We start from the raw sequence: 14,986 nt of genomic DNA on the forward strand, positions 1-14,986 counted from the left end.
GAACGATCAATAAAAAATGTCTTTGATGCGGTAGTACGTGCCCACGAGCGGCAGGAACCAGGGTTTGCCGGTGTGGCCGGGAATCGCGGGCCACTCGGACTCGCGCCACGGATTCCGCTCTTCGTGACCGTCCATCACGTCGGCCATCACCTGGCCCATGTGCGTCGACATCTGCGTGCCGTGGCCGCTGTAGCCCATCGAAAAATAGATGCCGTCGTGCTGCCCGGCATGCGGCAGACGGTCGGCGCTCATGTCCACCAGACCGCCCCAGCAATAGTCGATACGCGCGCTCGCGAGCATCGGGAACATCGCGGCGAGACCTTCTTGCAGGATGCGTCCGCTCTTCGCGTCGGACGGCCGTTCGGACGCCGTGAAGCGCGCCCGGCCGCCGAACAGCAGACGCGAATCGGGCGTCACGCGGAAGTAGTTGTGCATCAAACGCGTAGTGGTATACGCGCGCCGGTTCGGAAACACTTGCGCGAGCAATGCTGGCGACACAGGCTCCGTCACGACGATGAACGAACCGACCGGCGCGAGGCGCCGGCGATACCAGCCAAACGGACCATGCCGCGACGGGCCGGTCGCGATCAGCACCTGCTTCGCACGCACTTCGCCGCGCGCCGTGGTGATGCGAAAGCCGCTACCGTCTTTCACGATGGCGGTGACCGCCGCGTTCTCGTACAGCTTCGCGCCGCGGCGCACCGCGGCCTCGGCGAGGCCGACCGTGAACTTGCCCATATGCATCTGGCCGCCGTGCCGTTGCAGCAGCCCGCCGTAAAAACTGTCGGATTGAATTTCGCTGCGGATACGGCTGCGGTCGATCAGTTCGATATCCGTATCGACTTCACGGCGAATCGCCTCCGCCGTCTTCTCCAGATGCGCGAGGTGATGCGGCTTGGACGCCAGCTTCAGCTTGCCGGTCGCGATGTAATTGCAGTCGATGTTTTCCTGGCGGATCAGCCGCTCGACGGTATCGACCGCATCCGAAAACGCGCGGTAGCAGGCGCTCGCGCGCTCCACACCGAGTTGCGCGACCAGCGCGACGAAGTCCTGCGCGACCCCGGTATTGACCTGTCCGCCGTTGCGCCCGGACGCACCGCCGCCGATGCGGCCCGCGTCGAGCACGGTCACCGCGGCGCCGCGCTTGCCCAAGGCTTGCGCCGCCGACAGCCCGGTGAAGCCGCCGCCGATCACCACCACATCGGTCTGGCCGTCGACCGGACCCTCGCACGCCGACAGCAGTGGCGGCGCGGTGTCGAGCCAGTAGGAATCGAGCTTCATCCGGTCTGTCCTTGAGATGGGCAATAAGCGAGGCGGCGGGCTGTCTTTGGCGCGTGAAAAAAACAGCGCTTACAGTCCGAGTTCCGAAGCCAGATGCGGAATGTCGTTGACCTCGACGTACTGGTAGTACGGCGTGGACGGTTCGTGGCCGCGGTTGACGAAGGCTTTATGCTTGATGCCCATGTCGTGCGCGGTCATCAGGTCGTAGCGCAGGCTCGACGACACGTGCAGCACGTCTTCCGGATTGCAGTTCAACTGGTCGAACATGTATTCGAAGCCTTGCATGCGCGGCTTGTACGACTGCGCCTGCTGCGCGGTGAACACCGCATGGAACGGCGCGCCGAGCTTGTCGACGTTGCGCTGGATCTGGTCGTTCGATGCATTCGACAGGATCACCAGCTTGTACTTCTTCGCGAGGCGCGACAGACCTTCCGGTACGTCCGGGTGCGGACCCCAGGTCGGCACCGCTTCATAGATGCTCTGGGCACCGGCTTCATTGAACTCGACGTTCATGCGCTTGCAGGCGCGGCGCAGCGCGTTGACCACCACGTCGCGATACGGCTTCCAGGCGCCGAGCACTTCGTCGCGGCGATAGCCCGAGTAAAACGCAACGAGCTTCTCCAGATCTTCACCGTTCAGCAGGTGGCCGTACTGTTCGCGCGTCATGTCGGCCATGTGGAACTTGATCAGCGTGCCGTAGCAGTCGAAGGTGATGTATTTCGGTTCGAATTCGATCATGGTGCAGTCCTATCGTAATGGTGAACCCGCAGTCGGAGCTCATTGGCGAAAACAGGGAAAAGCTCATTCCTGTTAAAGATTTAATCAGCGCAAAAACATAGATGTTCCTGATTAGGGCGTTGCTGGTGACACAAACCATGCGTTTTGAGGCCGCTGACAGCACAGAATGCGGCGATCGGGCTGAAAGCCTTGCCCATGCTGGGTTTGCGGCCGACATGCCAGGCCGATGGCAGACGTTCAGGCACGCAGGTCGATCAATACGCTTTTGAAACGCAGGTTGGCCTCGTAGGCCTGGCGCCCCAGGTCCTTGCCGATGCCGGAACGCTTGAAGCCGCCCGTGGGAATCATGAAGTCCGAGGTGCGGCCATAGCGGTTGACCCACACCGTGCCCGCTTCGAGTCCACGCACGAAACGCAGCGCGCGGCCGAGGTCGGCGGTATGCACGCCGGCTGCAAGGCCGTACTCGGGATGCTGCGCGAGCGCGAGCGCTTCTTCTTCGGTATCGAAGGTTTGCAGTGTCAGCACCGGGCCGAAGACTTCTTCGCGTACCGCCTCGGAATGCGCCGTGACATCAGTGAGCAAGGTCGGGCTGTAGAACGCGCCGTCAGCACCGCCGCCGGCCCGGACGCCGCCGTAGCGCAGCGTCGCGCCGGCTTCCAGCGTGCGTCCCACGATGCCTTCGATGCGCGCCGCCTGCGGCGCCGAGATGATCGGCGAGAGGGTGGTGCCGGCGGCCCATTTCGCGCCGGGCTTCAACTCGGCGAAGATCTTGCCGATGCGTTCGGCCAGCGGCTCGGCGAGACGCCGCTCGACCAGAAGGCGCGAGCCCGCCACGCACACTTGGCCGGCGTTGCCCGTGATCGCGCCGGCAATGCGACGCGCCACGTCGTCCAGACGCGGGGCGTCGGCGAAAACGATTTGCGGGCTCTTGCCGCCCAGTTCGAGCGTGACCGGCTTGGTGCCGCTGTTCGCGCACGCGGCCATGATCGACGCGCCGGTGCGCGTGGAGCCCGTGAAGGTGACCTTGCTGATCTTCGGATGACGCACCAGTTCGTCGCCGGTTACGTGTCCGTCGCCCTGGATCACGTTGAAGATGCCCGCAGGCACGCCCGCCTGCACGGCCAGTTCGGCGAGGCGCAAGACCGAGAACGGCGTCATCTCCGAAGGTTTGAGCACCACCGCATTACCCGCCGCCAGAGCCGGGGCGATCTTCCACGAGGCCATGACCAGCGGGAAATTCCATGGCGCGATCGCACCGATCACGCCATACGGCTCGGTGATCGTCATGCCGAGATGATCGTGGTCGGTGGCCGCCACGTCGCCGCCCAGCTTGTCGGCGAACTCGGCATAAAAGCGGATGCCCTCGGCGGTGAACGGCACGTCCCAGCCGATCGCCTGGGCAATCGGACGTGTCGAGCCGACTGCTTCGAGCCGGCCAAGCGTCGGCGCATCGGCTTCGACCAGCTCGGCGAAACGGCGCAGGATCTTCGCGCGCTCACGCGGCGCCATGCGCGCCCAGCCACTGTGCCTGAAAGCCTGCCAGGCGTTCTCGACCGCGCGGTCCACCATGGCGGCATCGGCGAGCGGCACCGAGGCGTACACCACGCCGTCCGACGGACGCGCCACCTCGATGCGTCGCTCGCCCGCCTCGACATACTCACCGCCGATGTAATGGCCGCTGCGAATCGCGACGTCGTCCGGATTGAAGCTGTCCATGAGCAAGGTTTCCTGTGTGACTGGCTGGTGGTCCGCGCGGCGCGTTTCGGGAGCACCGCCGCCATGACAAAATCGTAGAGCCGCGGGCCTGGCATATGTCGCCGACAAAAATCGCCGCGCAGCAGAACTCACCTGTAATGCGCGCCCAGACCTGGCGTTTTGCATCGAATTTCGATGCGGCCCTGTCCGGAGCCCGCGATAAAAAGATCGTCCTAGTCACACCGCGCACCGGATGACACAGTGACGGCGTAAGCCTTCAGTCAATCAGGGAGTACGGCGTGTCCGATTCGATTACCTATAGACGCTTCACCCTCGACGACATCGCCGCCGCGCATGCACTGACGGTCGAACTCAAATGGCCGCATCGCGCGGACGACTGGAAATTCGTGGCGCAATTGGGCGTGGGTTTCGTCGCGGAAGATGCGAGCGGCGTGATCGGCACCGCCCTGTGCTGGAAATACGGCGCCGAGCGCGCCTCGCTCGGCATGGTGATCGTGTCGCCGGCGCAACAAGGGCGCGGCATCGGCAGAAAGCTGATGGACCTGGTACTCGAAGAACTGGGCGGCCGCGTCACGTTCCTGCACGCCACCACCGCGGGCCAGCCGCTCTATGAAAAGCTCGGCTTTCGCGCGGCCGGCACGCTCGACCAGCATCAGGGCGCGGCGTTTCAGCCGCCGCTCGTGTCGCTGCCGCCGGGCGAGCGTTTGCGCCCGCTCGGTTCGAGCGATACGGCGCGGCTGGTCGAACTGGCCTCGCGGGCGAGCGGTCTGGATCGCGGCGAAGTCTTGCCCGCGCTGCTGGGCACCGCGGACGGCATCGCGCTCGATCGCGACGGCGAACTGATCGGCTTTGCGCTGTTTCGCCGCTTCGGACGCGGCTTTGCGATCGGTCCGGTCGTCGCGCCCGCGTCGGAGGATTCGAGCCGCGCCAAGGCGCTCATCAGCCACTGGCTAGCGCTCAACGAAGGCGTGTTCGTGCGTATCGACACACCGGGCGAAAGCGGTCTGACCGAGTGGCTGGAACAGTTGGGCTTGCCGCGCGTGGACACGGTCGTCAAAATGGTCCGCCCCGCCACGCGGGATGAGCCCGCGAGCGGCGCACAGGACACGCATTACCTGCAATACGGCATTATCAACCAGGCAATCTGCTGACCATCATGGCCTTCCTCTATAAAGCCGACCCGGCGCGCGGCGCCCAGTGGGCGAAACTCTTCGCGCAGAAGGCGCCGGAGCTGCCGTTTCATATCTGGCCCGATCTCGGCGACCCGGCCGCGATCCGCTATCTGGCCGCCTGGCAGCCGCCGGAAGATCCGACGCGCACCTTTCCCAATCTCGAGGTCGTGTTCTCGGTCGGGGCGGGCATCGATCAGTTCGACCTGTCGGGCGTACCGGAGCATGTGCCCGTCGTGCGCATGATCGAGCCGGGGATCGTCGAAGGCATGGTCGAATACGTCACGCAGGCCGTGCTGACGATTCATCGCGATCTGTTCGACTACGGTCTTCAGCAACAGCAGCAGGTCTGGCGCGAATTGCCGCTCAAGCCGGCGAGCCAGCGCCGTGTCGGCGTGCTCGGGCTCGGCGTGCTGGGCACGGCCGTGCTGGAAAGGCTGCGGCTGTTCGGCTTCGACTGTGCGGGATGGAGCCGTTCGGGTCGCGAGATCGAAGGCGTGACGTGTCATGCGGGCGAAAGCGCACTGGATGCGTTTCTCGCGCGCACCGATATCCTCATCTGCCTGCTGCCGCTCACGCCCGCCACGCGCGGGCTGCTCGACGCGGCGTTGTTCGCGAAGCTGCCGCGCGGCGCGTCGCTGATTCAAACGGGGCGTGGCCCACATCTGAATCAGCAGGATTTGCTGGCGGCACTCGAGAGCGGCCAGTTGCAGAACGCCATTCTCGACGTCACCGATCCCGAGCCGTTACCGGCTGGTCATGTGTTGTGGGCGCATCCGCGCGTACGCATCACGCCGCATATTGCCAGCGCAACGCGCCCCGAGACCGCCGTCGACGTGGTGCTGGACAATCTGCGCCGCCATCGCGACGGCTTGCCGATGCTCGGTCAGATCGACCGCGTTCGCGGCTATTGAGCCAGGCGCCGCATGAAACGCCCGCGTGGCACGGCCTTTCAGCGTCCGCAGCAGAAAATGCCAAGACCGCGCATCAAAACGCGTCGTGCGCGCTTTTCAGGCAATTGTTTAGGTGAGCGGGCGATCGTCGCTGATCAGTAGTATGGAACGGTCAATAGCCCTTTCCCGCGACGAGAAACCATCATGCCGATTCAATCGCTCATCGAAGCCGACCGCAAGCATCTGATTCACCCGGTCATCAACTACCGCGCGCACGAAGCGCGCGGCGTCACCATTCTCGAATCCGCCAGCGGCGCGTTTCTGCGCGACGCGGCCGGCAACGAACTGCTCGACGCGTTTTCCGGACTCTGGTGCGTGAACGTCGGCTACGGCCAGCAGAGCATTGTCGACGCCGCCACCGCGCAGATGCAGAAACTGCCCTACGCGACCGGCTATTTCCATTTCGGCTCGGAGCCCGCCATCGAACTGGCACAAAAGCTGGTCGAGGTGTCGCCCGCTTCACTGCAACACGTGTACTTCACGCTCGGCGGTTCGGATGCGGTGGACTCGGCGCTGCGTTTCATCACGCATTACTTCAACGCCACGGGGCGGCCGTCAAAGAAGCACATCATCGCGCTGCAACGCGGCTACCACGGCTCGTCGACGACCGGCGCCGGCCTCACCGCGCTGCCCGCGTTCCACCGCAACTTCGATCTGCCGCTGCCGAACCAGCATCATCTGCCGTCGCCGTACGCGTACCGCAACGATTTCGCAGACGACGCCGCGCTGATCGCCGCCTCGGTCGCCGCGCTCGAAGCGAAGGTCGCCGAACTCGGCGCGGACAAAGTCGCCGCGTTCTTCTGCGAACCGATCCAGGGCTCGGGCGGTGTGATCGTGCCGCCGGTCGGCTGGCTCAAGGCGATGCGTGAAAGCTGCCGTAAGCTGGGCATCCTGTTCGTCGCCGACGAGGTCATCACCGGTTTCGGCCGCACGGGTCCACTGTTCGCCTGCCAGGGCGAAAACGTCGAGCCGGATCTGATGACAGTGGCCAAAGGCCTGACTGCGGGCTATGCGCCGATGGGCGCCGTGCTGATGTCGGACGAAATCTATCAGGGCATTGCCAACGGCGACGCCGAAGCGGTCGTCGGTCACGGCCATACCTATTCGGCGCATCCGGTGAGCGCGGCCATTGGCCTCGAAGTGCTGCGGCTGTATCACGAAGGCGGGCTGCTCGCGAACGGCGTGGCGCGCGCGCCGCGTTTCGCGCAAGGCCTCGACGCGCTGCTCGCGCATCCGCTGGTGGGCGACTCGCGCCACCGGGGTCTGCTCGGCGCGCTCGAACTCGTCACCGACAAGGACAGCAAGGCGGGCTTCGACCCGGCGTTGAAACTGTCCGAACGGATCGCCGCCGCGGCGTACGAAAACCGCCTGATTTTCCGTGCCTTCGGCGACAACATTCTCGGCTTCGCACCGGCGCTCTCGTACACCGAGGCCGAGTTCGATCTGATGTTCAAACGGCTTGAAAAGACCCTCGACGACGTTCTCGCACAAGCCGACGTGCGCGCCGCGCTGAAGGTCAAAACTCATGCCACCGCATGCTAGAGTAGAGGGCCATCCCAACCCCATACACCGATTGCCGGAGCGATAACGTTACGATGAGCAGCGACTGCAAGCTAGACCGGATTGACCTGCGCATACTTTCCCAATTGCAGAAGAAAGGCCGCATAACCAACGTCGAGCTTGCCGACGCGGTCGGCCTGTCGCCCAGTCCTTGCCTGATCCGGGTCAAGCGTCTGGAGAAAGCCGGCTACATCATCGGCTACGGTGCGCAGATCCAGCTCGAAAAGCTCGGCGACGTCCAGATCGTGTTCACCGAAGTCACGCTCGCCGATCATCGGCGGGAAGACTTCATCAAGTTCGTGAATGCGATTCGCGACGTCGACGAGATTGTGGAGTGTCATCTGGCAAGCGGCGGCTACGACTATCTGCTGAAGTTCATCACGCGCAGTGTGAGCCACTATCAGAGCATCGTGGAAGGGCTGCTCGAACGCGATATCGGTATCGAGAAGTACTTCAGCTACGTGATCATCAAGTCGCCGTTCGTGAAGAGCCACTACCCGCTCGAAACGCTGTTCTCGCAGAATCATCACTAGGCGTTGCCTGGTCGTCGGTCCGCCGGATCTTGCCGGTCAACTTTTAACGTTCAACTTTCAACGCTCGGCAAGTCCGGCTATGTCCACGCCGGCCGCGCCGTCGGCCGGCGGATTCCATTGCGCGAACTCCTCACTCAGAAAGTCCACGCAAACCCGCACCTTCGCCGACTGCGCGAGCCGCGCCGGATACACCGCCCACAGATTCGCCGGTTGCGTGACGTCGGGCAGCACCCGCTGCAACTGGCCGCTTTCGAGCAACGGTTGCACATCCCACATGGAACGCAGCACGATGCCGCGTCCGGCCAGCGCCCATTGCACCGCCACTTCGCCGTGATTGGTCGACAACGGTCCCGTGACCTTGATCGAGACCGCTTCGCCGCGCACCGTCAACCGCCAGAGACCGAACGGATGGTCGCGCTCCTTGATCGCGAGACACGCATGCGAGGACAGGTCGGCAAGCTGGCGCGGCGCGCCATGCCGCGCGAGGTAGCCGGGCGACGCGCACAGCACGCGATAGTTCGACGCGAGCCGCCGCGCGATCAGATGCGGCGCAATCTCGTCGCCGATGCGCACATCCAGATCGAAGCCTTCGCCACCCACATCGACGAGACGGTCGAACAGATCGAGCCGCACGCTCAATTGCGGATAGCGTTCGGAAAAACGCGCAAGCGCCGGCGCGACGAAACGGCGGCCAAAACCAAAGCTGCTGGAAATGCGCAGCTTGCCGCCGGGAATGCGGCGGGTGGTGGACACGTCTTCCACCAGTTGATCGACATCGTCCAGTATCTTTTCCGCCCACGTGTAGACGCGTTCGCCTGCTTCCGTGATCGCGACCCGCCGCGTGGAACGGTGCAATAAACGCGTACCGAGCGTAGTCTCGAGCACGTTGATGCGTTTGCTGACGTACGCCGCGGACACCGACAAGGCCTCCGCCGCCGCGCTGAAACTGGACTTGCGCGCGACTTCGCAAAACACGCGCAAATCGCCGAGATCGGGTGACGGGACGGTGTTCATAGGTCGATGGACGGCAACGGAGTTTGTACACGAATCGTGCACAGTGGCTTAACTAAAGCGACCATTTTAGTCTCAAACAGCGGGAATAAAATAGCCGTTATCGAATCGTCCAAAAGCCCCAACGGAGGAGCACAACATGTCGAAGAAATATCGGATCGCGGTCATTCCCGGCGACGGCATCGGTGTCGAAGTCATGCCGGAAGCCATTCGCGTGCTGGAAGCGGTGAAAGCGCGCTTCGGCATCGAGCTGGAGTATCAGCACATTGAATGGGCGAGCTGTGAGTACTACGCGAAGCACGGCAAGATGATGCCGGACGACTGGAAAGCGCAACTGCAATCGGCCGACGCAATCCTGTTCGGCGCGGTGGGCTGGCCTGACACGGTGCCCGACCATATCTCGCTGTGGGGTTCGCTTCTGAAGTTCCGCCGCGAATTCGACCAGTACATCAACCTGCGCCCGGCCCGCCTCTTTGCCGGTGTGCCTTCGCCGCTTGCCGGCCGCAAGGCGGGCGACATCGACTTCTGGATCGTGCGTGAAAACACCGAGGGTGAATACTCGTCGGTGGGCGGCGTGATGTTCGAAGGCACGGAGCGCGAATTCGTGCTGCAGGAATCCGTCTTCACGCGGCACGGCAGCGAACGCGTGCTCAAGTTCGCGTTCGATCTCGCGCAGCGGCGCGAGCGCAAGAAGATCACGGTGGCCACCAAGAGCAACGGCATCGCGATCAGCATGCCGTGGTGGGACAAAGTTGCCGCCGGCATTGCCGCGCAGTATCCGGATGTGACGTGGGACAAGCAGCACATCGACATTCTCTGCGCGCGCTTCGTGCTGAACCCGGATCGCTTCGACGTGGTGGTGGCGACCAATCTGTTCGGCGACATCCTGTCCGACCTCGGCCCTGCGTGCACCGGCACGATCGGTCTCGCGCCGTCGGGCAATCTGAATCCGGACCGCAAGTTTCCGTCGCTATTCGAACCGGTGCATGGCTCGGCGCCGGACATCGCGGGAAAGAACATCGCCAATCCGATCGCGATGATCTGGTCGGCCGCGATGATGCTCGACTTCCTCGGCGATCACGCAGGCAAGGAGCGCGAGGCGCACGACGCGATTCTCGCCGCGATCGAAGCGACGCTGGTGGAAGGTCCGCATACCGGCGACCTCGGCGGCAAGGCGAACACGACTGAAGTCGGCCAGGCGATCGCGGCAAAACTCGCCTGATCTTTTCGCTCACTCTCTGCCAGGACAACTCGCATGAGCATGGAAGCCTACCCCATCGAAGTCGAATTCCCCGATATTTCGGACCACGAACAATCGGCGACCGGCATCGCCTACGTCCACACGTTCGACTCGGGCGCGCCGGGCCCGCACGTCATGATCAACGCGCTCACGCACGGCAACGAAGTGTGCGGCGCGATCGTCGTCGACGAATTGCTGCGCCGCGGGTTGCGGCCGCGGCGCGGGCGCCTCACGTTGGCGTTCGCGAACGTCGCCGCTTATCAGCGTTTCGATCCCGCGCAGCCCGACGCGGCCCGCTTCGTCGATCAGGATTTCAATCGCGTGTGGACTGCCGCGGTGCTCGACGACACCTCGCGCACATCCAGCGAACTGGAACGTGCGCGCGCGATGCGGCCGGTGATCGACACCGTCGACGCCCTGCTCGATCTGCATTCCATGCACGAGAAGAGCAAACCGCTGATCGTGGCGGGACCGCTGCCAAAAGGCATCGATCTCGCCGTGCGGCTCGGCACGCCCGCCACGGTGATCTGCGACGAAGGCCATCCGGAAGGCCGCCGCATGCGCGATTACGAAGGCTTCGGCGAGACCGCCAGCCCGAAGAACGCGCTGCTGATCGAATGCGGACAGCATTGGGAACAGAGCGCCGTTGCGGTCGCGCGCGACACCACCGCGCGCTTCCTGTTGCTCGCCGGCGTGGTCGACGAAGCGGATCTGCCGGCCGGTTGGATCGCGCCGTTGCCGCCGGTGCAGCACATCGTCCGCGTGACGCAGCCGGTGGTGGCTACCAGCATGGATTTTCGTTTCGCGGCGCCGTACACGGGCCTGGAGATATTCACCGAGGCGGGCGCCGTGATCGGCTGGTCGAACGGCGAGGCGGTCACCACGCCCTACGACAATTGCATGCTCGTCATGCCGTCGCTGCGGCAACTGCGTCCTGGCGTGACCGTCGTACGGCTGGGCAAGATCGAGCAGACCGTGACGAACACCCAAACCAGCGTCCAATGAAGCGGCCCATGCACACTCAAAAGGTAATGAGAAGATGAAGGTACAGCAACTCAAGCAGAGTGTGAATCTGCAGAATCTGGAGGACTGGGGCAAGGCCGGGCTGCCCGGCACGACGCCGATTCAGGTGTCGGGTGTGCAACGCGTCATCAAGGGCAGCGAATCCGTCGACACCGGCATTTTCGAATGCACGGCGGGCACTTATCGTCGCTCGGTCAAGCAGGCCGAGGTGATGCATTTCATCGCGGGCCGCGGACGCTTCACGCCCGATAACGAGGCGACCATCCACTTCGAGAGCGGCGACACGCTCTTCTTCGAAGCCAATACCGAAGGGCTGTGGGAGGTCGAGCAAACGATGCGCAAGGTCTACGTCATTTTCTGAACGCCGCGTCATGCCGATCCCTTGAGGGCGGCGCTCATCCCGCTTACCGCTTCCGCCTGATCCCGGCGCACCAACGTGCGCCGCGGCCTCGCCAGTCATGCGCGCTGTCCAGCGCCTTTTGCCAGCTGATATGTCCGCGACACAGTCGGGTAATCCCGCGTAGACCCCTTGTTGCCATTTTACTTACAGTGCAGTCTTGTTCGTATAATGAAACACGGTTCTATATACGAACAAAACAGCAGCGCTTTGCCTTGACCGGCGGTTATAACTTCGGCAGTGGCTGGGACGGGTCCGCGGCCTACTCGAATGTGCAGTACATTCCGGGTGTCGGCGTCTTCCAGAGCGCGCCGTCGTCGTCGCGCAGCCAGCTCGCCGCCGGCGTGGGCATCGTGCACCGCTTCTAAAACGGCGCTCGATCGTATAAAAAAGAAAAGGCTCGTCTTCACGAGCCTTTCCGTATTCCGCAGTCAGGAGACAACCATGAGCCGCAGCACTGCTGTGAACGTTCAGACCTTCATCAACGAACATCCCTTTTCGCCGTTCCAATGGCTTGTCTTCTTCATGTGTTTCATCATCGTCCTGCTGGACGGTTTTGACACGGCCGCGATCGGCTTCATTGCACCTTCGCTGCTCGCCGAATGGGGCATCACCCGGCCGGCGCTCGCGCCCGTGCTGAGCGCGGCGCTGTTCGGCCTCGCCTGCGGCGCGCTCGGCTCGGGTCCGCTGTCCGACCGGCTCGGGCGACGCTCGCTGCTGCTCGGCTCGGTGCTGCTGTTCGGCGTGGCGTGCCTCGGCTCGGCCTTCTCAACCAGCATCGAACAACTGACCACGCTGCGCTTCGTCACCGGCGTCGGTCTCGGCGCGGCCATGCCGAACGCCGTGACGATGATGGGCGAATACTGCCCGGACCGCCGCCGCGCGACCGTGATCAATCTGATGTTTTGCGGCTTCCCGCTCGGCGCCGCGTTCGGCGGGTTCCTCGCGGCATGGATGATTCCGCATTTCGGCTGGCGCAGCGTGCTGCTGCTCGGGGGCATCACGCCACTCCTGCTGCTGATCCTGCTGGTGATCAAGATGCCGGAATCGGTGCGCTACATGGTGGCCAATAGCCAGCCGGTCGAACGGATTCGCGCGGCGCTCGCGCGCATTTCGCGCGAAGCGGCGCAAGCGGGCAGCTTCATCATGACCGAAACCGCGCCGCAAACCGGCGGCAAGGGCATGGCGGTGGTGCTGTCGCGCTCGTACATCATCGGTTCGGTGATGCTGTGGATTACCTATTTCATGGGCCTCGTGATCTTCTACGCGTCGATCAACTGGATGCCGATCCTGCTGAAAGACGCCGGGCTCACGCCGCAACGCGCGACGCTGATTTCCGCGCTGTTCCCGCTCGGCGGCGTGGGCGCCGTGCTGTGCGGCGTGCTGATGGACCGCTTCAACGCGAACCGCATCATCGCGGCCTGCTATGCGTTGACCGCCGTGAGCGTGTATTTCATCGGCCAGGCGGTGGGCAATGTGGGCGCGCTGGTGTTCATCGTGTTCGTCGCCGGCGTGTTGATGAATACCGCGCAATCGTCGATGCCGGCACTCGCCGCCGCGTTCTACCCGACCGAAGGCCGCGGCACCGGCGTGGCGTGGATGCTCGGCATTGGGCGCTTCGGCGGGATTGCGGGTTCGTTTCTCGTCGCCGAACTGACACGCCGGCACTTTACGTTCGCGGGCATCTTCACCATGGTCGCGGTGGCGGGTCTGATTTCGTGTGTGGCTTTGCTGATCAAGCAGGCGGCACGGCCGCATGTGTCGAACGCGGGCGCGCCGAAGGCGGAGTCGTTTGGGCATTGACATGCGAGGTGTCGGCGTTGTGCCGACGCCGTCCGGCAGCGGGTGGGCTGGATGGTCCGACGGTTCTGTGAAGCCGCCCTTCGAGGCGGCTTTTTCTTTGCGGCACCGAGTGAAAAACCGCGGCCCATCACTTCCGGATAAACTGTGCGGCTGTTGACCCGTTCGGTTGCCGCGGTGGTGGATGCCAGCGCTTTCGCACCGTTGCTCATCTAACCACAGGATTCAGGGAATGAAACGCGTAGTCGTATCCGCGCTGCTTGCGGTGTGCTTCGCGCAACCGGCCGTTCAGGCTGTTGCGCAAACCGTCAGCGATCAGTGTTTTGCAATCGGCGATATTGCCGGGCAGGTCGCCTCGTGGCGCGCGCACAAAAAGACCAAGGCACAAGCACTCGATCAGGCGGCCAAGTACTACAAGGATGCGGCTGACCGGCAAGCGGTCAACGCCATCATCGAGAAGATCTACAGCCCGAACGCGCCGCGCATGACGCCGGATCAGGCCAGCATGGCTTTCACGTCGGACTGCGCGAACCATAAGGCGCAGGCGCCCACGCAATAGCACCCGTCCTCGCTGTTGGCGGCTGGCGCTTCCGAAACGCGTCGAGCGACGTCAGCACGTTGCCGTTGGAATCGAACGACGTGTTGTTGTCCCACTGTTCGTACTTGCCGAGCGGCCACAGCATGCCGCCGGCGATCTCGTTGCCCAGGCGTACCCACTCCGGATGCACGCCGTCGCGCTTGAACATCTTCAGCATCTTCAGCACGCTTGATGTGTATCCGACAGCAACGCGCCGGTCTGCACGATATTCCTTGCCAGCCTACGCTTGCGGTGGATACTGCTTGCCCGGATCGGTCCACCAATCGCTGTAGTGGAAATCGATCGGCACGCGAAACAAAACGTTCGCATCAACGACGCCCAGCGCCAAGGCGCTACTAGGGCATGCGAACAAAGCGCAGGAACAGGCGCGCTTGACACTCGAATAAAAGGCCGCGGAAGCGGCGGCCAACTGTCAGTCATCCACATCGGGTTTTGTCAATTCGTCAAGCCTGTTTTTTGTCATTCGAGTCATGCAGTCCCAAAAGTAGACGAAGTGCAATGACGCTTGACCTACCTGATATACCTCCGAGTAACAGTTATTGTCCCTGTAAAGTTGCCAGTTCGCTTGTGCCTTCTTGAAGAAAGGGAGTGCCTTAGGTTCTCCGTTGGATCGATGCTCACGGTCATAATCCTTCGTCACGGTTTCGATTTCTGCGACCTTTTTGTTTAAGGTATTAATAATCCCTTCATACCGAAATTGAGCGCAGGCCGACAAATCCATTGTCCCGAGATATTCATTTTTACAATGCCTTTCAATTTCCGCAGGGTTCTGCCCTGTAAAATATACGCTTGCGGGCTGTGCCTTCTTGTAGTCAAATGCTGACCCATAAATCGATGCAGAAGGACAAGCCGCTTGCGCTGTCAGAAACAGCACAGCGAATATGCTAGTGGTGCGCATCATAAATACCCGTTACGAAAAGTTGCGCTTCTAGACGACGACGCCAAAGCACTCGGTGCGCCACAAATG

At 63.0% G+C, this 14,986-nt stretch carries 15 protein-coding genes and 1 pseudogene; 10 read left to right on the forward strand and 6 right to left on the reverse strand.

Annotated elements, in window-relative coordinates; translation table 11 throughout:
• Positions 1 to 6 precede the first annotated feature (6 nt).
• From RI103_RS29700 to RI103_RS29710, 3 genes are all read right to left on the reverse strand, one after another.
• The gene (locus RI103_RS29700; RefSeq protein ID WP_310816193.1) at positions 7 to 1,281 is read right to left on the reverse strand and encodes an FAD-binding oxidoreductase; all 1,275 of its coding nucleotides are present in this window, start codon (positions 1,279 to 1,281) and stop codon (positions 7 to 9) included.
• Between the two features lie 69 nt (positions 1,282 to 1,350).
• The gene (locus tag RI103_RS29705) at positions 1,351 to 2,019 is read right to left on the reverse strand and encodes a haloacid dehalogenase type II (protein WP_310816195.1); all 669 of its coding nucleotides are present in this window, start codon (positions 2,017 to 2,019) and stop codon (positions 1,351 to 1,353) included.
• A gap of 237 nt (positions 2,020 to 2,256) precedes the next feature.
• Positions 2,257 to 3,735 (reverse strand): aldehyde dehydrogenase family protein, encoded by a 1,479-nt coding sequence (locus RI103_RS29710; RefSeq protein ID WP_310816196.1) that lies wholly within the window; start codon positions 3,733 to 3,735, stop codon positions 2,257 to 2,259.
• A gap of 278 nt (positions 3,736 to 4,013) precedes the next feature.
• Here RI103_RS29710 and RI103_RS29715 point away from each other — a divergent pair, with 278 nt between their 5' ends.
• The 4 genes from RI103_RS29715 to RI103_RS29730 all read left to right on the forward strand — a co-directional run bounded on the left by RI103_RS29715 (position 4,014) and on the right by RI103_RS29730 (position 7,950).
• Entirely contained in the window at positions 4,014 to 4,886 is an 873-nt protein-coding gene (locus tag RI103_RS29715) for a GNAT family N-acetyltransferase (protein ID WP_310816198.1), read from the forward strand.
• Between the two features lie 5 nt (positions 4,887 to 4,891).
• Positions 4,892 to 5,818: a glyoxylate/hydroxypyruvate reductase A gene (locus RI103_RS29720; RefSeq protein ID WP_310816199.1), complete on the forward strand. Its 927-nt coding sequence runs from the start codon at positions 4,892 to 4,894 to the stop codon at positions 5,816 to 5,818.
• Positions 5,819 to 6,001: 183 nt separating this feature from the next.
• Positions 6,002 to 7,399, forward strand: a complete 1,398-nt coding sequence (locus RI103_RS29725; RefSeq protein ID WP_310816200.1) for an aspartate aminotransferase family protein — start codon at positions 6,002 to 6,004, stop codon at positions 7,397 to 7,399.
• A 53-nt stretch (positions 7,400 to 7,452) separates the two neighbouring features.
• Entirely contained in the window at positions 7,453 to 7,950 is a 498-nt protein-coding gene (locus tag RI103_RS29730) for a winged helix-turn-helix transcriptional regulator (RefSeq protein WP_310816202.1), read from the forward strand.
• Positions 7,951 to 8,007: 57 nt separating this feature from the next.
• Here RI103_RS29730 and RI103_RS29735 read toward each other — a convergent pair whose 3' ends face one another.
• A complete protein-coding gene (locus RI103_RS29735; protein ID WP_310816204.1) occupies positions 8,008 to 8,964 on the reverse strand; it encodes a LysR substrate-binding domain-containing protein in 957 nt (318 codons plus the stop codon).
• Positions 8,965 to 9,100: 136 nt separating this feature from the next.
• Between RI103_RS29735 and RI103_RS29740 the strand changes: the two genes are divergently transcribed.
• The 6 genes from RI103_RS29740 to RI103_RS29765 all read left to right on the forward strand — a co-directional run bounded on the left by RI103_RS29740 (position 9,101) and on the right by RI103_RS29765 (position 13,980).
• Positions 9,101 to 10,183: a tartrate dehydrogenase gene (locus RI103_RS29740; RefSeq protein ID WP_310816205.1), complete on the forward strand. Its 1,083-nt coding sequence runs from the start codon at positions 9,101 to 9,103 to the stop codon at positions 10,181 to 10,183.
• A gap of 33 nt (positions 10,184 to 10,216) precedes the next feature.
• Positions 10,217 to 11,206 carry a succinylglutamate desuccinylase/aspartoacylase family protein gene (locus tag RI103_RS29745; RefSeq protein ID WP_310816206.1) on the forward strand — a complete coding sequence of 330 codons (990 nt, stop codon included), beginning with the start codon at positions 10,217 to 10,219 and terminating at the stop codon, positions 11,204 to 11,206.
• A 34-nt stretch (positions 11,207 to 11,240) separates the two neighbouring features.
• A complete protein-coding gene (locus tag RI103_RS29750; protein WP_310816207.1) occupies positions 11,241 to 11,585 on the forward strand; it encodes a cupin domain-containing protein in 345 nt (114 codons plus the stop codon).
• 251 nt (positions 11,586 to 11,836) lie between these two features.
• Positions 11,837 to 11,989 carry a hypothetical protein gene (locus RI103_RS29755; RefSeq protein ID WP_310818640.1) on the forward strand — a complete coding sequence of 51 codons (153 nt, stop codon included), beginning with the start codon at positions 11,837 to 11,839 and terminating at the stop codon, positions 11,987 to 11,989.
• Positions 11,990 to 12,065: 76 nt separating this feature from the next.
• Complete coding sequence (locus RI103_RS29760) at positions 12,066 to 13,424, forward strand: MFS transporter (protein WP_310816208.1); 1,359 nt, start codon at positions 12,066 to 12,068, stop codon at positions 13,422 to 13,424.
• Between the two features lie 229 nt (positions 13,425 to 13,653).
• Complete coding sequence (locus tag RI103_RS29765) at positions 13,654 to 13,980, forward strand: hypothetical protein (RefSeq protein ID WP_310816209.1); 327 nt, start codon at positions 13,654 to 13,656, stop codon at positions 13,978 to 13,980.
• Here RI103_RS29765 and RI103_RS39720 read toward each other — a convergent pair.
• Positions 13,934 to 14,308: pseudogene (locus RI103_RS39720) on the reverse strand (glycosyl hydrolase 53 family protein). The gene RI103_RS29765 and the pseudogene RI103_RS39720 overlap by 47 nt on opposite strands.
• A gap of 123 nt (positions 14,309 to 14,431) precedes the next feature.
• Positions 14,432 to 14,920, reverse strand: a complete 489-nt coding sequence (locus tag RI103_RS29775) for a lysozyme inhibitor LprI family protein (protein WP_310816210.1) — start codon at positions 14,918 to 14,920, stop codon at positions 14,432 to 14,434.
• Positions 14,921 to 14,986 lie beyond the last annotated feature (66 nt).

Origin of the sequence: Paraburkholderia sp. FT54 (genome assembly GCF_031585635.1) — a bacterium.
Classification (GTDB): Bacteria; Pseudomonadota; Gammaproteobacteria; order Burkholderiales; family Burkholderiaceae; genus Paraburkholderia.